Source organism: Pseudomonas sp. RtIB026, assembly GCF_016861355.2.
GTDB classification, from domain to species: domain Bacteria; phylum Pseudomonadota; class Gammaproteobacteria; order Pseudomonadales; family Pseudomonadaceae; genus Aquipseudomonas; species Aquipseudomonas peradeniyensis.
In genome coordinates this window covers 1,775,249-1,794,564 of sequence record NZ_AP023348.2, presented here as the reverse complement: position 1 = coordinate 1,794,564, position 19,316 = coordinate 1,775,249, and the positions used below count along the sequence as shown (strand labels likewise).

Sequence of the window (19,316 nt, the reverse complement as noted above, 5' to 3'; positions counted from 1 at the left end):
AGCTCAACAAAGGAAGGTGGAAGGATTACCGGAGAAGAAAACTGACGGGAAAAATCAAACACACTCAAGCGGATAGAGTGCGAAGTTAAAGTGATTTATTAAGAGTAAGAATTTTTCGGTATTACCAGGACGCTTCTGCTATCGATTCAAGCAGGGAGGGAAGAGGTGGAGAGTCGATCTGTAAGCCGGGTTTTGTCGAGGACAGTCATTCCTCTACGACGGCCATCACTGGACGCCTCTAGCAACCTACCCGGTTCCGACGCGGGCCACGCCGTATGGAACCCTATTTGGTCTTGCTCCGAGTGGGGTTTACCTAGCCACGAACTGTTGCCAGTCGCGCGGTGCGCTCTTACCGCACCTTTTCACCCTTACCGGCGCCGAAGCGCTTAGGCGGTTGTTTTCTGTGGCACTTTCCGTAGGCTCGCGCCTCCCAGGCGTTACCTGGCACTCTGCCCTATGGAGCCCGGACTTTCCTCCCCCGCCTCTTGCGGAACAAAAGACGGCAGCGACTGTCCGATCGACTCTCCGCCGACAAGGTTACCGGTAGGCGCGCCCAAGAACAAGCGATGTGACAAATAATGCCGTTACGCCACTATCGGCAGCGTCCTTGAGATCGAGCGCCGCGCGGGCGGCGCTCGGTCTCACAGGCGCTGCAACCCCAACGTCGAGCACCTCGAAGGCTATTAATCGGCCTTCTGTTTCTCCAGCGCCAACTGGTAGAGCAGATTCTTGCGTACCCCGGTAATCTCGGCCGCCAGTGCCGCGGCCTTCTTCAACGGCAGCTCGGCCAGCAGCAAGTCCAGAACGCGCTGCGTTTCACTGCTGATCGCCTGCTCGCCCTCCGGCGCACTCCAGCCGGCCACCAGCACCACGCACTCACCACGTTGCTGGTTGCTGTCGTCCTGCACGAACGCGCGCAGCTCGGCCAGGGGCAGCCCCTTCAGGGTCTCGAAGGTCTTGGTGATCTCGCGGGCCAATAGCGCCGGACGCTCGCCGCCGAACACCGCCTCCATGTCTTGCAGGCATTCGAGGATGCGATGCGGCGCCTCATAGAAGATCAGCGTGCGCGGCTCTTCCCTGACCTGCTCCAGGCGAGCCTTGCGCCCGGCGGCCTTGGCCGGCAGGAACCCCTCGAAGATGAAGCGGTCCGACGGCAGCCCCGCCGCCGACAGCGCGGCGATCAGCGCGCAGGCGCCGGGCACCGGCACCACCTGCACCCCGGCGGCACGCGCCTGGCGCACCAGGTGATATCCCGGGTCGGAAATCAGCGGGGTGCCGGCATCGGACACCAGCGCCACATCGTCGCCGGCCAGCAGGCGGGTGATGAAACGCCCGCCTTCGTCGCGTTCGTTGTGCTCATGACAGGCCGCCAGCGGCGTGTCGATGCCGAAGTGCTGCAGCAGGCGCACCGAGTGACGGGTGTCCTCGGCGGCGATCAGGCTCACGTCGGCCAGCACCTTCAGCGCCCGGGCGCTCATGTCGTCGAGGTTGCCGATGGGCGTGGCGACGACGTAAAGCTTGCCCAACGTGGATTTCGAAACCCCTGCAACATCAGTCACTGCGCACACCTGCTTTCCGGATCAAAGGTCGTCATTGTAGCCCGAGCGCCGGTAACAGGGCGCAAAGAACTTCACCCCGGCACCCCCCGCGGCCACCTATAGTGAAGGATCAGTGTCGACGAGATCGCGCCCCGCCCCCCGCTTGGGTACAATTGCCGGCCAACTTGATCGAGTAACAGGACCTTTACATGATCGCTTGTCTGCGGCTGCTCACAGCCCTCTGCCTCGCTGCCCTGCTGGCAGCCTGCGCCAGCTCGCCCTCATCCAGCCTGGGCGAACTGCCGCGCACCCCGGACGCCAGCATCGAGCAACTGCTCGAGAAGGCGGCCTCCAGCAAGTCCGCCGAGGACGCGGCCCTGCTGCGCCTGAGCGCCGCGGACCTGGCATACAAGCAGAAGGACTTCCCGCGCGCGGCCCGGATCCTCGAGCAGGTCCAGCTGGAACCGCTCAAGCCCGCCCAGCAGGTGTTCGCCTCGACCCTGGCCGCGGAACTGGCCATGAGCCGCAACCAGCCCAAGGCCGCCCTGACCGCCCTCGGCCACCCGAGCCTGCAGCGCGTCGGCGAACTGCCGGCCGAGCAGCAGGTTCGCACCTACAGCGTCCACGCCGCCGCCCTCGAAGCCGATGGCCAGGCCCTGGCCGCCGCCCAGCAGCGCGTGCTGCTGGCGCCGTTGCTCAGCGAGCAGGCCGCCGCCGCCAACAACGACGCGACCTGGGCCCTGGTCGCCTCGCTGCCCGCAGAGCAACTGCAGCAGCCCGCCGCCAACGAGACCCTGGCCGGCTGGACCAGCCTGGCCCTCGCCGTGAAGCGCGCCGGCACCCTGGAACAGCAACAGGCCGCCATCGACAGCTGGCGCCAGCAACACCCCGAGCACCCGGCGGCCAGGCAACTGCCGACCGCCCTGGTCAAGCTCAAGGAGCTGGCCAGCCAGCCGCTGACCAAGATCGCCCTGCTGCTGCCCCAGGAAGGCCCGCTGGCCGGCGTCGCCCGCGCCCTGCGCGACGGCTTCATGGCCGCCCACTTCCAGGCCCAGCAAGGTGGCCAGCCGGCCCCGGCGGTGCAGGTGTTCGACAGCTCGCGCATCACCTCGCTCGATGACTTCTACCGCCAGGCCCAGGCCGCCGGTGTGCAACTGGTGGTCGGCCCGCTGGAAAAACCGCTGGTCAAGAAGCTCGCCGCCTACCCGCAACTGCCCATCACCACCCTGGCCCTGAACTACGCTGACGCCGGCCAGAAAGCCCCGCCGCAACTGTTCCAGTTCGGTCTGGCCGCCGAGGACGAAGCCCGCGAAGTCGCCCGCCGCGCCCGCGCCGACGGCATGGTTCGCGCCGTGGCCCTGGTGCCGAGCGGTGAATGGGGCGACCGCGTGCTCGCCGCCTTCCGTCAGGACTGGGAAGGCAATGGCGGCACCCTGATCAGTGCCCAACGCATTGCCCAGCCAGTCGCCCTCGCCCAGCAGATCGCCGACCTGTTCCAGCTGCGCCAGAGCGAAGGCCGCGCCAAGAGCCTGCAGAGCACCGTCGGCGGTAACATCGCCGCCCAGCCTTCGCGCCGCCAGGACATCGATTTCATCTTCCTCGCCTCGACGCCGCAGCAGGCCCAGCAGATCAAGCCGACGCTGAACTTCCAGTACGCCGGCGACGTGCCGGTCTACGCCACCTCCAACCTGTACAGCGCCAGCGGCGACGTCAACCAGTACAACGACATGAACGGCATCCGCTTCTGCGAAACGCCGTGGCTGCTGGACACCAGCAACAGCCTGCGCCAGCAGGTCGTGCAGCAGTGGCCGCAGGCCGCCGGCAGCCTCGGCCGCCTGTACGCCATGGGCGTCGACGCCTACAGCCTGGCGCCGCGCCTGGGCCAGCTCAAGGCACTGCCGGACAACCGCGTCGAAGGCCTGTCGGGCAGCCTGAGCATGAATGCCAACCAGCGCGTCGAACGCCAGCTGCCGTGGGCCGAGTTCGCCGGCGGTCAGGTCAAGCGCCTGCCGGACACACCGCGCTGATGCCTGGCGCATCGCCCAGCCATGCCGGCCAGGCCGCCGAGGACCATGCCCTTGACTACCTTCAAGGGCAAGGCCTGCGGCTGCTGGCGCGCAACTGGCGATGCAAGCGGGGCGAGCTCGATCTGGTCATGCTCGATGCCGATACAGTAGTATTCGTCGAAGTCCGCTACCGGTTGCATGCGGAGTTCGGCGGAGCGCTCGCCAGTATCGATGGGCGCAAGCAGCAGCGACTGGCGCTGGCCGCCAACCTCTTCCTGCAGCAAACGCCCCACTGGGCCACCCACCCCTGCCGTTTCGACGTAGTCGCCCTGCAGGGCCAGGGGCATGCGGGGCAACCGCTTCATTGGCTGAAAAACGCCTTCGAATGCTGAACCCAATTCGATTTTCTAGCTCTATGTTTCGCGGGCTGGTCACTGTTGCGCGTAGCAAAGGCCACCGCCCCTCTTAAGGTCACCCAGATGGACATGCAATCCCGAATCCGCCGACTGTTCCAGAACAGCATCGACACCAAGCAACAGGCAATGGACATCCTGGCACCCTACATCGAGCAGGCCAGCCTGGTCATGGTCAACACCCTGCTCAACGACGGCAAGATGCTCGCCTGCGGCAACGGCGGCTCGGCCGGTGATGCCCAGCATTTCTCTTCGGAGCTGCTCAACCGCTTCGAGCGCGAGCGCCCGAGCCTGCCGGCCATCGCCCTGACCACCGACAGCTCCACGCTCACCTCGATCGCCAACGACTACAGCTACAACGAAGTCTTCTCCAAGCAGATCCGCGCCCTGGGCCAGCCCGGCGACGTTCTGCTGGCGATCTCCACCAGCGGCAACTCGGCCAACGTGATCCAGGCGATCCAGGCCGCCCATGACCGCGAAATGATCGTCGTTGCCCTGACCGGGCGCGACGGCGGCGGCATGGCCTCGCTGCTGCTGCCCGAGGACGTGGAAATCCGCGTACCCTCGACCGTGACCGCACGCATCCAGGAAGTCCACCTGCTGGCGATTCACTGTCTGTGCGACCTGATCGACAGCCAACTGTTCGGGAGTGAAGAATGATCTCCAAGCGTCTCGGCCTGATGGCCCTAACCCTGTGCCTGGGTGTCTCCGGCTGCAGTTCCGTGCTGACCTCGACCCGCAACTCGCCGATCGAGGACGACCGCGGCACCCGCACCATCGGCAGCAAGATCGACGATTCGCTGATCGAGACCAAGGTTTCGGTCAACATCGCCAAGGCCAACCCTGAGCTGGACAAGGGCTCGCACATCGTCGTCAGCAGCTACAACGGCGTGGTGCTGCTCGCCGGCCAGACCCCGCGCGCCGACCTCAAGTCCCTCGCCGAGCAGACCGCCGGCCAGGTGCAGCGGGTCAAGAAGGTGCATAACGAGCTGCAAGTGATTCAGCCCTCTTCGATCCTGGCGCGCAACAACGACGCCTGGCTGACCACCAAGATCAAGACCCAGATGCTGACCGACGAAAGCGTTCCCAGCTCGCGCATCAAGGTGATCACCGAGAACGGTATTGTCTACCTGCTCGGCCTGGTCCGGCAGCAGGAGGCCAACGCCGCCACCAACGTGGTGCAGGGCGTGTCGGGCGTGCAGAAGATCGTCAAGTTGTTCGAATACATCGACTGACAACCCTTCGGCGAGCGTCATGACGCTCGCCTTTTCCCTCTGATCCAGGAAGTACCCCATGAAAAAGCTGCTGCTGCCCGCCCTGCTGATCGGCGCCTTCGCCACCCTGGCCGGCTGCTCCACCCCGAGCGTGATCACCCTCAACGATGGTCGCGAACTGCAGACTACCGACACTCCGCACTTCGACCGCAACTCCGGCTTCTACGAGTTCAAGCAACTGGACGGCAAGCCGACCCGCATCAACAAGGACCAGGTGCAGAGCATCAAGGACCTGTAATTGCGAAATGGCGGTTCAGCCAGGCCAAGCAAAACGCCCGATGCACAGCATCGGGCGTTTTGTTTTTCAGGGCCTCAGAACGCCCAGTCCAGGGTCAGGCCGACCCCGTGGCTCTTGTCGCGGCTACCCAGCAGTCCGTTGTAATCGAGGTTGACCCGGGCCTGACGCCCCAGGCTGATCCCCGCCCGTGCGCCGACCACCGCCGCATCACGGTCCAGTGACAGCGCCTGGACCTTGTAGGTATCGCCCTGACCGGCAAAGGCCAGGTGCTGGTCGGCCCCGGTGGAGCTCAGGTTGTGCTGCCAGCCCAGGGTGGCGGAAAGCTCAACCGCTTGACCACTGTTCAATTGCAGTTGCTTGCCGGCGCGCATGCCCAGGGTCGAGAGCCAGGCATCGCGGTTATCCTGCCCACCCTTGAGCGCGGCAGCGCCACCATGCTCCTTGAAGCTGTCGCTGGCGATATGCACATAGGCCAGGTTGGCGAACGGTTCCAGCGCCATGCCCGGCACCGCGACCTTCCAGGCGGCCTCGCCGAACACCTGGGTGCTCTGCGCATCGCGCTTGCTCTTCTGGCGATCACTGACCTCGTTGTACTGCAGCTCGCGCTTGGTCTCGATGCGGTGCCAGCTGTGGCTGCCGCCCAGGCTCAGGCGCACCTGCTCCAGTTCCTTGCCGGCATAGGCACCCAGGTGGTAGCTGTCGACGCTGGCCGAGGAATGACGACCATCGCCCATGCTCAGCGAGCTGTCGCTGTAGCCGGTGAAGACGCCGACGCGGGTGTCCTCGCTCATCTGTCCGTCAACCCCCAGCAGCATGCCGCCAATCGAACTGCTGTAGCGCGCATGCCCGGAATCACCGTCGGCCTTGCCCCAGGCTCCCAGGGCTTTGACCCACAGGCCGTTGCCCTGGCCGTCCGTGGCCGGAGCGGCGGCGACACCCTGCTGGCGAGTACGCTCGCCCACGGCGTCGCGCAATTGGCGACTGTCGTTGAGCAGCAGGTTGCCCACCGCCGGGTGGATTTCACCGGACAGCTGATCGAACGCCTGCCGGGCGCTGCCGGCATCGGCCGACAACAGCAGGCTCTCGTAGACCGGGTTGCCCGCACCGAGCCGATCGGCAGCCGCGGCCACCGAACGCTGGTTGGCGGTCAAGCCGACACTGGCGAAGCTGGCGCTACGTTGCACCGCCAGCTGCACCCCGGTGCCGGTATAGGCCAGGCCACCACCGAGGAACAGCAGGTTGGACTGCACAGCGGCAAAACCGCCCTGCACGCCGCCTGCGGCCTGCAGGATGTCGAACTGACGCCCCACCAGGCTGGTTGCCTGCCGGGACTGCAGCGAAACCCCGGGGTTCTGCAGATCCAGGGCCAGGTTCGCACCGTTTACCGAAACCGTGCCATCGCTGACCAGGCGGTCGCTGCCAGTAGCATCAACCTCCACGGCATAGGTCGAGCCTGGCTGGAAGGTCACGTCGGAGCCCACGCGCAAGGTGCCGATGGAGTTGCCTGGCGCCACCACGCCACCACGGTTGACCACCAGCGCACCGATCCGGCCATTGCCACCCAGCACGCCGCCGTCATTGACGGTCACCGTCGATTGCAGCGAGCCATTGACCGCCAGCCGCCCCTGGTTGACCAGGGTTGGGCCGCCGTAGGTGTTGTTACCGCTGAGTACCAGGGTGCCGATGCCCTGCTTGGTCAGGCCGCCATGGCCAGCGATATCGTTACTCCAAAGGTCCCACCCGCAACCAAGGCTGTTACAGAGCCGCTTGGTCGGCCTGCCGTCATCCACCACAGCGCCGACACCCGGCAGATCGACCACGAACTGGCTCGGGCCGTAGCCGCCGGCAATACGGAACTCCTCGGGAATGTCCTGTTCGGTGACCAACATCCCCGGGCCACGGATACCCTTGTCCAGGTTGATCATGCCCCAACCGTACAAGGCATCGATGCCGGGCGCGCCCATGTCGGTGGCGGTGGTGCGCAGCACACTGGCGATCTGTGCGCCGCTCATGTAGGGGAAGCGCTCCATCAGCACCGCCGCCGCGCCGGCGGCATGGGGCGCGGCCATGGACGTACCGTTCTTGTTGGCGTAGCCCTGGGTCAGGTCTGCCAGGCTGGTGCCGCCGATCACCGCGCTGTAGATCCGGGTACCGGGGGCCGATACGCAGAAGCTTGCGGTATAGCCGCAACGGGAAGAGAACGTACTGACCAGGTAGGGGTTGGCGCTACTGGTGTCTGGGTTCTGTTGCAACGCCGCCACGGTCAGCCAGTTGGGCGCGATCTCCGGGACGAAGTAGCCCAGCCCGGCAATCGCATCCGGGTTGTTCAGGTTGTAGTCGTTGCCGGCGGCGAAGATCGTCAGCACTCCGCTGCGGGCGGCGGCGATGGCCCCGTCGTAGGCGCCGCCGGGCAAGGTGCCCAGCAGCGGCTGGATCTGCGCGAACTGTGCCCGGGCATCGTCCACGGTGAAATGCGGGAAGTCCGGATTGCGCCCGCCCTTGGCGAAGCGATCGGTGATGCCGATGCCCCAGCTGTTGTTGATGATCCGCGCGCCGCTGGCCACCAGGCTGTCCCAACCGGCCTTGTATACCGCGCCATCGTTGCCCAGGACGATGCCGTCCTCGGGACCGGGGTCGCCGTTGTCCGCGCTGATGATCTGCGCATCATAGGCCACGCCGTGCATCGACTCGCCGTCACGGTTGCCGGCGGCGATCCCGCCGACGTGGGTGCCGTGGGAGCCGAGCTTGCCGTCCGAGCCCACCGACGGGCTGCCGTCATAGCGGAACGCATCGCCGGCCTTCACCGGAATATAGGGGTCGGTGTACTGGCGGATGCCGCTGGTGACCAGGGTCACGATCTTGTCCTTGCCGGCGAACTCGGGGTGCGGGGCGTATACCGGCTGGTCGAAGATCCCCAGTTTCACCCCCTTGCCGCTATAGCCGGCGGCATAGGCGCTGTCGGCGTGGATTGCCCCCAGCCCCCAATCGGCCTTGAACTCGCTGCTGCGCCAGCTGCTGGCGTCATCCAGCCGGCCACTCTCCACATAGGGCGCGGCCTGGGCCGTGCCCATCAACGCCACCCAACCCACCAATGCCCGCCCCAGTGGGGCCAGGGCCCAGCCCTGCGCGAGTGCGCTGTCATCCTTTCTGACTTGCTTCACTACAACCTTCCTTAGTTTTGTTTTGGTTTAGTACCGCGTTGGTCACACTCCGTGTTGCAACGCCTGGCCCAACTCGCGCCAGGGCGTTTCAGAACCGCCATTGCAGGTTGAGTCCCGCGCCATGCTGTTGTTCGCGACTGGCCAGGCGCCCCTGGTAGTCCAGGCTCAGGTCCAGGTCGCGGGTCAACCCCACCCGCGCCTGCAGCCCCACCAGCGCGGCATCGCGCAAGGCCGGCGCAGTCTCCACCCGGAACGGCAGGTCGCTGCTGGCGAAAGCCAGGTGTTCGCGATCCTGGGTGCCGCTCAGGCGATGCTGCCAGCCCAGGCTTGCCGCCAACTGCAGGTCTTGTTGCGGGCCCAGTTGCCATTGCTGGCGCCCACGCAGGCCCAAGGTGCTGAGCCAGGCATCGCGCTGCTCGTCACCGGCATGCAGCGCCGCGGCATCGCCTTTCTCGTGGAAGCCGTCGCGATCCAGATGCTGGTAGGTCAGGTTGGCGAAAGGTTCCAACTGCACCGCTGGCAACGCCAGGCGATAGGCCGCCTCGGCGAACACCTGCTGGCTGCGGGCATCGACCCGTGCGCGCTGACGACCGGACACCTCGCCATAGGCCAGGTCGCGCCGGACCTCGGCACGATGCCAGCTGTGGCTGGCGCCCAGGCTCAGGCGCAGCTGGTCCAGGTCGTGGCGGACATAGGCGCCCAGGTGATAGCTGTCGACCGTGGCCCGGGAATGGCTGCCGCCCATGCCCAGGGAGCTGTCGCTATAACCTGCGGCCAGGCCGGCCCGGGTCTGCTCGTCAAGGTCATGGTCCACGCCCAACAGCACGCCGCCCAGGGAACTGGTATAGGACTCGCTGCCCTGCACGCCCTCGATGCGCCCCCAACTGCCCAGGCCCTTGAGCCAGAGCTGGGTCGAGCCCGACTCGCTGGCACTCGCTCCAGACGCGCCAGCGCTCAAGGCTCGGTCTTGCACGCGCTCACCCAGGGCATCGCGCAAGACCGAGCCCTGGCTGAGCAGCATCGAGTCCAGCGCCGGGTAGATCTCCCCGGCCAGCTGGCGCAGGCCGTCCCGGGCCTGGTCCGCCGAGGTCGAAAGCAGCAGGCTTTCATACACGGGATTGCCTGGACCCAACCGTTCCACGGCGCCGCCGCTGGCGCGCTGGTTGGGCGTGGCGCCGACGCTGGCGAACGTCGTGGCGCTGCGCGTCACGTCCAGTTGCACGCCGTTGGCTGAATAATCGAGGAAGGTCCCCAGGAACAGGTAGTCGGGCTCGACCTGGGCAAAGCGCCCGTTGACGCCACCCGCCGCCTGCAGGATATCGAACTGGCGCCCCACCAGGCTGGATACCGGGCCGCCGGCCAACAGGTTCGCCCGCGCCTGGGGCTCCAGGCTGAGATTGGCGCCGCCGACACTGGCCTGGCCAGCAACGACGAGCCGGTCGCTGGCCGTGGGCGACAGTTCCACCCGGTAGGTCGAGCCCGGCTGCAAGTCCAGGTTGCCAGCGACATTCAAGGTGCCAATGGAGTTACCCGGGGCCACCACGCCCCCGGCGCTGGCGGTCAGGGCGCCGACCCGCCCGTTGCCGCCCAGGGTACCGCCTGCGTTGACCGTCACCGCCGATTGCAGGCTGCCGTTGACCGCCAGCAGGCCGCCATCGACCCGGGTCGGGCCACGGTAGCTGCTGTCCCCCGTGAGTTCGAGCCAGCCAGCCCCGGACTTGACCAGGCTGCCCTGGTAGACACGCTGCGCGGCAGCCGCGTCGCGAGCCATGCCCAGGGCATAGTCGCTGCGATCCTGCTGGCTGGCGCCCGCTGCCAGGCCATGCTCCCAGCCGCGATCCTTGAGGGTCTGCTGCCAGGCCTGGCGCTCCGCGGCGTCCTCGGTTTGACGCTGCACCAAGGCCTGGTCAGAGATGCCGTTGCTCCAGGTATCGCCCTGCCCGCGCCCCAGGTTGACGTCGAATTCACCCAGCAACTGCCCGGGCCCGTGCAACGCCCGGCCCAGGTCCGGGACGCCCCAACCTACCCGGTCACTAGGTCCTTGGGTTGGCGAACCGTCGAGCTGGCGCGAGGTAGTCAGCAGTACTTGCAGGGCCTGCTGGTTGTTCAGGTAGGGATAGCGCTCCATGACCAGGGCCAAGGCCCCGGTGGCATGGGGCGCGGCCATCGAGGTGCCGTTGTAGGTGGCGTAGCCGCCACCGGGCACGGTACTGCTGATCGCCGCACCCGGGGTCGCCAGGCACCAGTACTTGGCGATACCGCACTGGTTGTATTTCTGCTGGTTGTTCTTGTCCAGGCCCGACACCGCCAGCCAGTGGCCTTCCAGCTCCGGCTGGAAGTACGGCAGCGCCGAGCGCACGCTGGCATTGGCATAGCCGCTGTTGCCGGCGCTGAATACGTTGATCACGCCGCGGCGCGCCACGTCGCCGGCGGCGTCGAGCCAGGTGTCCTGCTGGAAATGCTGGGCGTAGGCCGCGCGCAAGCCGTCCAGGGTCTGGTAGCTGACATCCTTGGGCTGGCTGCCCCAGCTGTTGTTGATGGCCCGCACACCGGCGTCCACCAGGGCATCGTAGACCGCCTTGAAATACTTGGGGTCAGGGCCGGGACCGAACAGGAACTTGTCGTCGTGGTTGGTGTTGCCCACGTAGACCTGGGCATTGAAGGCCACGCCATGCATGCCAGCGCCATCACGGGCCGCGCCCATGGTGCCGGTGACATGGGTGCCATGGCTGTCGTTGGCGCCATTGAGCACCCCGGACACGCTGAACGGAGTGCCGTCCAGGTACTGGCCGGTGGCGGTAACCGAGTGAAAACGTCCGGGGCTGGCTTCGGGATGGGCGGCATCGAACCCCGAGTCCAGGGCGCCGATGCTGACCCCGGCGCCGGTGATGCCGGCGGCATAGGCTTGGCTCGCCTGCATGCGCTCCAGGCCCCAGTCCTGCTGGTACTCGGCCGACCGCCAGCTGGCGGGGTCGCCCGGGCGACCGGTTTCCTGGTAGGCCGCCGCCGCAGACAGCGGCAGTCCGGTGGCGAACGCCAGGCACAGGGTGCCCGTCAGCGCCTTGAGCTGATCACATCTCACATCCATGTCGATGACTTCTCTTGTTTTTGTTGTCGGGTCGCCCGTCCTGGGTCGACCGGTGTGTCGCTGCATTACCTGGCCGCAAGGCCCCATCGAGCCAGAGGCGGTTTCCCGCCCCTGGCCAGGTTACTTCGGCCTCAGGCCAGAAGGCGGCCTTCGGCTGCAAGTCGTGAGCTTCTGAAATTGATTACGATATGTCAATCGGCGTTAATAAATAGCCAACAGCTGTCACAAAACACAGGCATGCGCTCCATGAGGCTCGCGCAGCGGCCGGGATCTTCTTGCTGCGTAGTTACTTGACCACCTTCAGGCTTGGACGGCCACTCGGGCGCGGCGGCTCGGGCGGACCTTGGTCATCCGGCTCCACGGCGTCGTCTTCAAGGTCATCCTCATCCTCGAGCGGCGGCTCCAGCTCGAAGACCATACCCTGACCGTTCTCCCGGGCGTAGATCCCGAGGATGGCGCCGACCGGCACAAAGAGCGAGTGCGCCACGCCGCCGAAGCGGCCTTCGAAGCTCACCGCCTCGTTGTCCATGTGCAGGCTGCGCACGGCACTGGGAGAAATGTTCAGGACGATCTGGCCATCGCTGGCAAAACCCTGGGGCACCTGGACCGCCGGATACTCGGCATTGACCAGCATATGCGGCGTGCAATCGTTGTCGACGATCCACTCGTACAGCGCACGAACCAGATAGGGGCGACTGGAGTTCATCAACGGTTCCTCTTAAACCTTGCGCATTTCACGTTCGGCAGCGGACAGGCTCGCCTGGAAAGGCTCGCGGGCGAACTGTCGCTCCATGTAATCCAGCAGCGGCTTGGCCTGCCGCGGCAATTCGATACCCATCACCTGCAAGCGCCAGAGTATGGGCAGTAGACAGCAATCGACCAGGCTTTGCTCCTCGCTCATGAAGCAGGCCATCTCGCCGAACAACGGGGCCACGCCGGTCAGGCTCTCGCGCAGCTCCTTGCGCGCCTGGGTGCGTGCCGCCTCGCTGCTGCGCGTATCGAGCACGGTGTCGGCCAGGGCGCACCAGTCACGCTGGATGCGGTGCATCAGCAAGCGGCTGTTGCCCCGGGCCACCGGGTAGACCGGCATCAGCGGCGGGTGCGGGTAACGCTCTTCGAGGTACTCCATCACCACGGTCGATTCGTACAACGCCAGGTCGCGATCGACCAGGGTCGGCAAGCTGCCGTAAGGGTTCACTTCAATCAGCTTGGGCGGCAGGCGATTGGCGTCGACATCGATGATCTGCACCGTGACGCCTTTCTCCGCGAGCACCAGGCGGACCCGATGAGAGTAATGATCAGCGGGGTCGGAATAGCAGGCTAACCTGTTGGTTGCGCCCATGTAGCGCCTCCTCGCACGGGATGCTTGTAAAACTTCAAATGAAAACGCGCCCGGGGCGCCCCAGCAATTTCGCTGGAGCCCCCCGGGCGCGTTCAACTACCAGAAACTACTGCGTGATCAGTGCACGTCCTTCCAGTATTCGCGCTTGAGCAAGTAGGCGAACACGAAGAAGAAAGCCAGGTACAGCAACACGTAGGTACCGATGCGCTGGCTTTCCAGTTTGACCGGGTTGGCCGAATAGGCCAGGAAGGTCACCAGGTTCTTGACCTTCTCGTCGAACTGCTCGGCCGTCAGGGTACCGGATTTCTCCTCCACGGTCAGCTGGTCGCATGCTTCATGGGTCAGCGGACTACCAGTCAGCGGGTCGAACTGCTTCTTGCCATCGACTTCGGTCTGCACCTGCTTGCAACCGATCACCTGGTTGCCCTGCAGGCCCACCAGCACGTTGGGCATGCCGACGTTGGGGAAGACCTTGTTGTTCACCCCGTATGGTCGCGACTTGTCCTCGTAGAAGCTGCGCAGGTAGGTGTACAGCCAGTCGTTGCCACGCACCCGGGCGACCAGGGTCAGGTCGGGCGGCGCGGCGCCGAACCAGGTCTTGGCATCGTTGGGCTGCATGCCGATCTTCATGTGGTCGCCGATCTTGGCGCCGGTGAACACCAGGTTCTCGAGCATCAGCTCATGGGGAATCCCCAGGTCGTCGGCCACGCGCTCATAGCGTTGGAACTTGGCGCTGTGGCAGCCCATGCAATAGTTGGCGAAGGTGCGCGCGCCATCCTGCATCGCGGCCTTGTCGGTCAGGTCGATATCGACCTTGTCCAGCTCCAGGCCATGTTCGGCGGCGAACGACAGGCTAGGCATCAGTGCCAGCAAGCATACTGCAATCAACTTTTTCATCAGCCAGTCACCCTTTCCGGAACCGGTTTGGTCTTCTCGAGCCTTGTGTAGAATGGCATCAGCAGGAAGTAGGCGAAGTACAGCACCGTGCACACCTGCGACAGCAAGGTACGTCCCGGGGTTGGCGCCAGTACGCCCAGCACGCCAAGGATGACGAAGGACACGCAGAACACCAGCAACCAGATCTTGCTCAGCCAGCCCTTGTAGCGCATGGAGCGCACGGGGCTGCGGTCCAGCCAGGGCAACACGAACAGCACGGCGATCGCCGCACCCATGGCGATGACCCCGAACAACTTGTCGGGCACCGCACGGAGGATCGCGTAGAACGGCGTGAAGTACCACACAGGCGCGATGTGCTCAGGGGTCTTGAAGGCGTTGGCCTGTTCGAAGTTCGGTTTTTCCAGGAAGTAGCCACCCATTTCCGGGAAGAAGAACACCACCGCGCAGAACACGAAGAGGAACACCACCACACCGGCGATATCCTTGACGGTGTAGTACGGGTGGAACGGGATGCCATCCAGCGGAATGCCGTTCTCGTCCTTGTTCTTCTTGATATCCACACCATCGGGGTTGTTCGAACCCACTTCGTGCAGTGCCAGGATGTGCAGCACCACCAGGCCGAGGATCACGATCGGCAGGGCCACCACATGCAGGGCGAAGAAGCGGTTCAAGGTGATGCCGGAGATCAGGTAGTCACCACGGATCCACTGGGTCAGGTCGTCACCGATGACCGGGATCGCGCCGAACAGCGAGATGATCACCTGGGCACCCCAGTAGGACATCTGGCCCCACGGCAGCAGGTAGCCCATGAAGGCCTCGGCCATCAGCGCCAGGTAGATCAGCATGCCGAACAGCCAGACCAGCTCGCGCGGCTTCTGGTAGGAGCCGTAGAGCAGCCCGCGGAACATGTGCAGGTAGACCACGATGAAGAACGCCGAGGCACCGGTGGAGTGCAGGTAGCGCAGGATCCAGCCGTACTCGACGTCGCGCATGATGTACTCGACCGAGGCGAAGGCCTCTTCCGCCGAGGGGGTGAAACTCATGGTCAGCCACACGCCGGTGACGATCTGGTTGACCAGCACCAGCAGTGCCAGGGAGCCGAAGAAGTACAGGAAGTTGAAGTTCTTGGGCGCGTAATACTTGCTCAGGTGGTCTTCCCACATCTTCGTCGCGGGGAAGCGCGCATCGATCCACTCCATGAACTTGCTCATCATGCGTTCTCCTGATCGACGCCGATGACGATGATTTCGTCCGACTCGTACGAGTGCGGTGGCACTGGCAGGTTAAGAGGCGCCGGCTGGGACTTGTAGACGCGCCCGGCGAGGTCGTAGTGCGAGCCGTGGCACGGGCAGAAATAGCCACCGACCCATTTCGGGCCCAGGTCGGCGGGAGCGACTTCAGGACGGAACGTCGGCGAGCAGCCCAGGTGCGTGCACAGGCCGACCAGGATGAGGATCTCGGGCTTGATCGAGCGAACTTGCGGATCGACGTAGGTCGGCTGCACCGACGCCTTGGATTCGGGGTCGGACAGCTCGCCGGTGATCTTTTTCAGATTTCCGAGGATCTCTTCCGTTCGCCGCACGATGAATACAGGTTGACCGCGCCACTCGGCCACCATCTGCTGGCCGGGCTCGACCTTGGCGATATTGACCTTCACCGGTGCCCCTGCGGCTTTCGCCTTGGCACTGGGAAACCATGACCCCACGAACGGTACCGCTGCCCCCACTGCCCCCGCTGCCCCGACCACGGATGTCGCGGCTACGAGGAAGCGGCGCCGGCCTGCGTTGACGCCGTCATTGCTCATTCAGTCCTCTCCCATCAGCTTGCTTGGCCTGTTCTAACAGGCATCTACTTAGGTACGTCTGTGGCACTAAAAATTGGCCGCAATGGTAAGGAACAAATCCACACGCTGACAAGGTGATTACCCGCTGGTCGGGCCACTACCCTCGCTTTGCTTGATCTGCGTCTATGCGACAAACGGCCACGGACTAGCAAACAGGTTAGTTGAAGACATAAAAAAAGCCCGGTTCCAAAAAGGAACCGGGCTTTTTTCGACTGCCGAAGCGGTATTAACGCTTGGAGTACTGAGGACGCTTACGCGCTTTACGCAGACCCACTTTCTTACGCTCGACTTCACGAGCGTCGCGGGTGACGAAGCCAGCACGACGCAGGGCGCCACGCAGGGTTTCGTCGTATTCCATCAGGGCGCGGGTGATGCCGTGGCGGATTGCACCGGCTTGACCGCTGACACCACCACCGGAAACGGTGACGTAGATGTCGAACTTCTCAACGGTCTCGGTCAGTTCCAGCGGCTGGCGAACAACCATGCGAGCGGTTTCGCGGCCGAAGAACACGTCCAGAGAACGGTTGTTGATGGAAATGTTGCCAGTGCCCGGACGCAGGAATACACGTGCGGTTGCGGTCTTGCGACGGCCAGTGCCGTAGTTTTGAGTCGCCGACATAATGAACTATCCCGTTAGATCTTCAGTTCTTGAGGCTGCTGAGCAGTGTGTGGGTGAGCTGCACCCGCGTACACTTTCAGCTTGCGGTACATGTCGCGACCCAGCGGGTTCTTCGGCAGCATGCCTTTGACCGCGGTTTCGATAACACGCTCAGGGGCCTTGGCGATCAACTTCTCGAAGTTGATTTCCTTGATACCGCCCGGGAAGCCGGAGTGGGAGTAGTACATCTTGTCGGAAGACTTGGCACCAGTCACACGGATTTGCTCGGCGTTGATGACGACGATGTAGTCGCCGGTGTCAACGTGAGGGGTGTATTCTGGCTTGTGCTTGCCACGCAGGCGGCTAGCGATTTCGGTAGCCAGACGACCCAGGGTCTGACCAGCGGCGTCGACTACGAACCACTCGCGCTTTACTGTTTCCGGTTTAGCAGTAAAAGTTTTCATTCTCTAAAGCCTCAGAGGCCGCCCAGCGAAAAATAGACGGCGAATCTTACTGGATAGTGCACAGCTTGCCAAGGGCAAGCGCGCAGCCGAACGCTGACGCTTTTGGGGGCTCGGGTCGGGCACGCCAATGTTCGACAAGGGTTCCCTTTGTGGTGGTGCATCACTTCCGCCACACGGAGAGGGGCCGAATTATCCAGATTGCAGGAAAAATTTCAACCTGCTTTTATGGACCTCTTTGCCACGGAGCGCCTTCCCGATGGATTACCGCAAGCTCGCTCGTACCGACCTCAACGTCAGCGCCCTGTGCCTGGGCACCATGACCTGGGGCGAGCAGAACACCCAGGATGACGCCTTCGCCCAGATCAAGCTGGCCAAGGCCCACGGCATCAACTTCATCGACACCGCCGAGATGTACCCGGTGCCGCCGCGCCCGGAAACCTATGCCGCCACCGAACGCATCATCGGCAACTGGTTCGCCGCCAACGGCGACCGCGACGACTGGATCCTCGCCAGCAAGGTCGCCGGCCCCGGCAACGGCATCAGCCATATCCGCGACGGCCAGCTCAAGCACAACCGCCAGCACATCGTCGCCGCCCTGGACGAGAGCCTGAAGCGCCTGCAGACCGACCGCATCGACCTGTACCAGTTGCACTGGCCCGAGCGCAGCACCAACTTCTTCGGCAAGCTCGGCTACCAGCACCTGCCCCAGGACATCTTCACTCCGCTGGAGGAAACCCTGGAGGTGCTCGACGACCAGGTGCGCGCCGGCAAGATCCGTCATATCGGCCTGTCCAACGAAACCCCATGGGGCACCCTGAAGTTCCTGCACCTGGCCGAGACCCGCGGCTGGCCGCGGGCGGTGTCGATCCAGAACCCCTACAACCTGCTCAACCGCAGCTTCGAGGTGGGCCTGGCGGAGGTGGCGATCCGCGAGCAGTGCGGTCTGCTGGCCTATTCGCCGCTGGCCTTCGGCATGCTCTCGGGCAAGTACCAGGACGGCGCCCGCCCGGCAAACGCCCGCCTGACCCTGTACAGCCGCTTTGCCCGCTACTCCAACCCGCAGACCGTGGCCGCCTGCGGCCGCTACGTGCAGCTGGCCCGCGAGCATGGGCTGGACCCGGCGCAGATGGCGCTGGCCTTCGTGACGCGCCAGCCGTTCGTGACCAGCAACATCATCGGCGCCACCAGCCTCGAGCAGTTGCAGAGCAATATCGACAGCCAGGCGCTGAGCCTGGGCGATGAACTGCTGGCGGCGATCGAGGCGGTGCATCAGGAGCAGCCGAACCCGGCGCCTTGAGCGCAGCCCCATCGCGAGGCAGGCGTGGGAGCGGGCTTGCCGCGCGATGGAGATCGTACTTTGGCGGGGTAGACACAATCGCCAAAAAATAAGACGATCCAGCCGGTGATTGACCACTCTACCCTATAAGAACAATGACAATGATGTTTACCCAACCCTCCGCGTCCTTGCGGCGCGTCAGCATCCTGGCCGTGGATAAAGTGTTCGCTTCGACACTGATGCAGGCCAAGGATTTCTTCCACCTGGCCAGCCTGCGCTACAGCAAGCAGCTGGGCCTGGGCCTGCAGCCGATGTTCGAGATCGGCCTGGTAAGCCCGGACGGCTTGCCCGTGGACAGCTTCAGCAACGTGCAGCTGCCGGTCGACAGCGGCCTGAACGACGCCGACGTGATCATCCTGCCGGCGTTCTGGGACGACTTCGACAACCTGCTGCAGCGCTACCCCCAGGTCCTGCCCTGGCTGCGCGAGCAGCATGCCCGTGGCGCGGTGCTGTGCGCCGAGGCCAGCGGCGTGTTCTGGCTGGCCGAGTCCGGGCTGCTCGATGGCAAGGAGGCGACCACCTACTGGCGCTTCTTCGCCAACTTCGCCGAGCGCTTCCCGAAGATCCGCCTGAACCAGGACAAGCACCTGACCGACGCCGACAACCTGTACTGCGCCGGCGGCACCACCTCGGCCTGCGACCTGTACATCTACCTGATCGAGCGTTTCTGCGGCGCCAACGTGGCCCGCGCCGTCGCCCGCGACATCCTCTACGAGGTGCAGCGCAGCTACACCCCGGGGCGCATGGGCTTCGGCGGCCAGAAGCTGCACCAGGACCTGATCATCCTGCAGATCCAGCACTGGCTCGAGGAACACTTCGCCGACAAGTTCCGCTTCGAGGACGTGGCCCGCAACCACGGCATGAGCATCCGCAACTTCATGCGCCGCTTCCAGAGCGCCACCGGCGACAAGCCCCTGCACTACCTTCAGCGGCTACGGATCGAGACGGCCAAGGGCCTGCTGTCGAGCACGCGCAAGAGCATCAAGACCATCAGCTACGAGGTGGGGTACGACGACGCGAGCTTCTTCGCCCGGTTGTTCCGCCAGCACACGGAGCTGTCGCCGAACCAGTATCGGCAGCAGTTCATGCAGGAAGCCTGAAAATCGCCGGGGCTGCTT

The 19,316-nt window shown here is 64.6% G+C and carries 17 protein-coding genes and 1 other RNA gene; 7 read left to right on the top strand and 11 right to left on the bottom strand.

Going from position 1 to position 19,316, the window contains the following annotated elements:
- Nucleotides 1-165: 165 nt before the first annotated feature.
- Nucleotides 166-525, bottom strand: an RNA gene (rnpB, locus tag PRtIB026_RS08115) — RNase P RNA component class A.
- A 158-nt stretch (nt 526-683) separates the two neighbouring features.
- On the bottom strand, nt 684-1,478 hold the full coding sequence (rsmI, locus tag PRtIB026_RS08110) for a 16S rRNA (cytidine(1402)-2'-O)-methyltransferase (protein WP_244671025.1): 795 nt from the start codon (nt 1,476-1,478) through the stop codon (nt 684-686).
- Between the two features lie 269 nt (nt 1,479-1,747).
- Here rsmI and PRtIB026_RS08105 point away from each other — a divergent pair, with 269 nt between their 5' ends.
- From PRtIB026_RS08105 to PRtIB026_RS08085, 5 genes are all read left to right on the top strand, one after another.
- Complete coding sequence (locus tag PRtIB026_RS08105; protein ID WP_203647912.1) at nt 1,748-3,565, top strand: penicillin-binding protein activator; 1,818 nt, start codon at nt 1,748-1,750, stop codon at nt 3,563-3,565.
- Nucleotides 3,565-3,936, top strand: coding sequence for a YraN family protein (locus PRtIB026_RS08100; RefSeq protein WP_203647913.1), 372 nt, complete (start codon nt 3,565-3,567; stop codon nt 3,934-3,936). The genes PRtIB026_RS08105 and PRtIB026_RS08100 overlap by 1 nt, the downstream gene beginning before the upstream one ends.
- A gap of 87 nt (nt 3,937-4,023) precedes the next feature.
- Nucleotides 4,024-4,617, top strand: a complete 594-nt coding sequence (locus PRtIB026_RS08095; protein WP_050703840.1) for a phosphoheptose isomerase — start codon at nt 4,024-4,026, stop codon at nt 4,615-4,617.
- The gene (locus tag PRtIB026_RS08090; RefSeq protein ID WP_050703839.1) at nt 4,614-5,192 is read left to right on the top strand and encodes a BON domain-containing protein; all 579 of its coding nucleotides are present in this window, start codon (nt 4,614-4,616) and stop codon (nt 5,190-5,192) included. Before PRtIB026_RS08095 ends, PRtIB026_RS08090 begins: the two co-directional genes overlap by 4 nt.
- Nucleotides 5,193-5,250: 58 nt before the next feature.
- Entirely contained in the window at nt 5,251-5,469 is a 219-nt protein-coding gene (locus tag PRtIB026_RS08085; protein ID WP_028689754.1) for a YgdI/YgdR family lipoprotein, read from the top strand.
- A gap of 74 nt (nt 5,470-5,543) precedes the next feature.
- On the opposite strand, the gene PRtIB026_RS08080 is transcribed toward PRtIB026_RS08085, so the two are convergent.
- From PRtIB026_RS08080 to rplM, 9 genes are all read right to left on the bottom strand, one after another.
- Complete coding sequence (locus tag PRtIB026_RS08080) at nt 5,544-8,540, bottom strand: autotransporter domain-containing protein (protein WP_267813903.1); 2,997 nt, start codon at nt 8,538-8,540, stop codon at nt 5,544-5,546.
- A gap of 178 nt (nt 8,541-8,718) precedes the next feature.
- Complete coding sequence (locus PRtIB026_RS08075) at nt 8,719-11,718, bottom strand: autotransporter serine protease (RefSeq protein ID WP_203647914.1); 3,000 nt, start codon at nt 11,716-11,718, stop codon at nt 8,719-8,721.
- A gap of 286 nt (nt 11,719-12,004) precedes the next feature.
- Nucleotides 12,005-12,424 carry a ClpXP protease specificity-enhancing factor gene (locus PRtIB026_RS08070; RefSeq protein ID WP_203647915.1) on the bottom strand — a complete coding sequence of 140 codons (420 nt, stop codon included), beginning with the start codon at nt 12,422-12,424 and terminating at the stop codon, nt 12,005-12,007.
- Between the two features lie 12 nt (nt 12,425-12,436).
- Nucleotides 12,437-13,060 (bottom strand): glutathione S-transferase N-terminal domain-containing protein, encoded by a 624-nt coding sequence (locus PRtIB026_RS08065; protein ID WP_203647916.1) that lies wholly within the window; start codon nt 13,058-13,060, stop codon nt 12,437-12,439.
- A gap of 117 nt (nt 13,061-13,177) precedes the next feature.
- Nucleotides 13,178-13,957, bottom strand: a complete 780-nt coding sequence (locus PRtIB026_RS08060) for a cytochrome c1 (protein ID WP_050703833.1) — start codon at nt 13,955-13,957, stop codon at nt 13,178-13,180.
- The gene (locus PRtIB026_RS08055) at nt 13,957-15,168 is read right to left on the bottom strand and encodes a cytochrome b (RefSeq protein WP_203647917.1); all 1,212 of its coding nucleotides are present in this window, start codon (nt 15,166-15,168) and stop codon (nt 13,957-13,959) included. The genes PRtIB026_RS08060 and PRtIB026_RS08055 overlap by 1 nt, the downstream gene beginning before the upstream one ends.
- A complete protein-coding gene (gene petA / locus PRtIB026_RS08050) occupies nt 15,168-15,761 on the bottom strand; it encodes a ubiquinol-cytochrome c reductase iron-sulfur subunit (protein WP_023628711.1) in 594 nt (197 codons plus the stop codon). Before petA ends, PRtIB026_RS08055 begins: the two co-directional genes overlap by 1 nt.
- 265 nt (nt 15,762-16,026) lie before the next feature.
- Nucleotides 16,027-16,419, bottom strand: coding sequence for a 30S ribosomal protein S9 (gene rpsI, locus PRtIB026_RS08045; RefSeq protein WP_043198013.1), 393 nt, complete (start codon nt 16,417-16,419; stop codon nt 16,027-16,029).
- A gap of 14 nt (nt 16,420-16,433) precedes the next feature.
- Nucleotides 16,434-16,862: a 50S ribosomal protein L13 gene (gene rplM, locus PRtIB026_RS08040; RefSeq protein ID WP_008097538.1), complete on the bottom strand. Its 429-nt coding sequence runs from the start codon at nt 16,860-16,862 to the stop codon at nt 16,434-16,436.
- 256 nt (nt 16,863-17,118) lie between these two features.
- Here rplM and PRtIB026_RS08035 point away from each other — a divergent pair, with 256 nt between their 5' ends.
- Both PRtIB026_RS08035 and PRtIB026_RS08030 read left to right on the top strand, forming a co-directional pair.
- Nucleotides 17,119-18,159 carry an NADP(H)-dependent aldo-keto reductase gene (locus PRtIB026_RS08035; protein ID WP_203647918.1) on the top strand — a complete coding sequence of 347 codons (1,041 nt, stop codon included), beginning with the start codon at nt 17,119-17,121 and terminating at the stop codon, nt 18,157-18,159.
- 242 nt (nt 18,160-18,401) lie between these two features.
- A complete protein-coding gene (locus PRtIB026_RS08030; protein ID WP_203652703.1) occupies nt 18,402-19,298 on the top strand; it encodes a GlxA family transcriptional regulator in 897 nt (298 codons plus the stop codon).
- Nucleotides 19,299-19,316: the final 18 nt, after the last annotated feature.

Coding starts and splice junctions, on each gene's coding strand:
- rsmI (WP_244671025.1), bottom strand. CDS start 1,478: ATGAGCGCCCGGGCGCTGAAGGTGCTGGCCGACGTGAGCCTGATCGCC.
- PRtIB026_RS08105 (WP_203647912.1), top strand. CDS start 1,748: ATGATCGCTTGTCTGCGGCTGCTCACAGCCCTCTGCCTCGCTGCCCTG.
- PRtIB026_RS08100 (WP_203647913.1), top strand. CDS start 3,565: ATGCCTGGCGCATCGCCCAGCCATGCCGGCCAGGCCGCCGAGGACCAT.
- PRtIB026_RS08095 (WP_050703840.1), top strand. CDS start 4,024: ATGGACATGCAATCCCGAATCCGCCGACTGTTCCAGAACAGCATCGAC.
- PRtIB026_RS08090 (WP_050703839.1), top strand. CDS start 4,614: ATGATCTCCAAGCGTCTCGGCCTGATGGCCCTAACCCTGTGCCTGGGT.
- PRtIB026_RS08085 (WP_028689754.1), top strand. CDS start 5,251: ATGAAAAAGCTGCTGCTGCCCGCCCTGCTGATCGGCGCCTTCGCCACC.
- PRtIB026_RS08080 (WP_267813903.1), bottom strand. CDS start 8,540: ATGGGCACGGCCCAGGCCGCGCCCTATGTGGAGAGTGGCCGGCTGGAT.
- PRtIB026_RS08075 (WP_203647914.1), bottom strand. CDS start 11,718: ATGGATGTGAGATGTGATCAGCTCAAGGCGCTGACGGGCACCCTGTGC.
- PRtIB026_RS08070 (WP_203647915.1), bottom strand. CDS start 12,424: ATGAACTCCAGTCGCCCCTATCTGGTTCGTGCGCTGTACGAGTGGATC.
- PRtIB026_RS08065 (WP_203647916.1), bottom strand. CDS start 13,060: ATGGGCGCAACCAACAGGTTAGCCTGCTATTCCGACCCCGCTGATCAT.
- PRtIB026_RS08060 (WP_050703833.1), bottom strand. CDS start 13,957: ATGAAAAAGTTGATTGCAGTATGCTTGCTGGCACTGATGCCTAGCCTG.
- PRtIB026_RS08055 (WP_203647917.1), bottom strand. CDS start 15,168: ATGAGCAAGTTCATGGAGTGGATCGATGCGCGCTTCCCCGCGACGAAG.
- petA (WP_023628711.1), bottom strand. CDS start 15,761: ATGAGCAATGACGGCGTCAACGCAGGCCGGCGCCGCTTCCTCGTAGCC.
- rpsI (WP_043198013.1), bottom strand. CDS start 16,419: ATGTCGGCGACTCAAAACTACGGCACTGGCCGTCGCAAGACCGCAACC.
- rplM (WP_008097538.1), bottom strand. CDS start 16,862: ATGAAAACTTTTACTGCTAAACCGGAAACAGTAAAGCGCGAGTGGTTC.
- PRtIB026_RS08035 (WP_203647918.1), top strand. CDS start 17,119: ATGGATTACCGCAAGCTCGCTCGTACCGACCTCAACGTCAGCGCCCTG.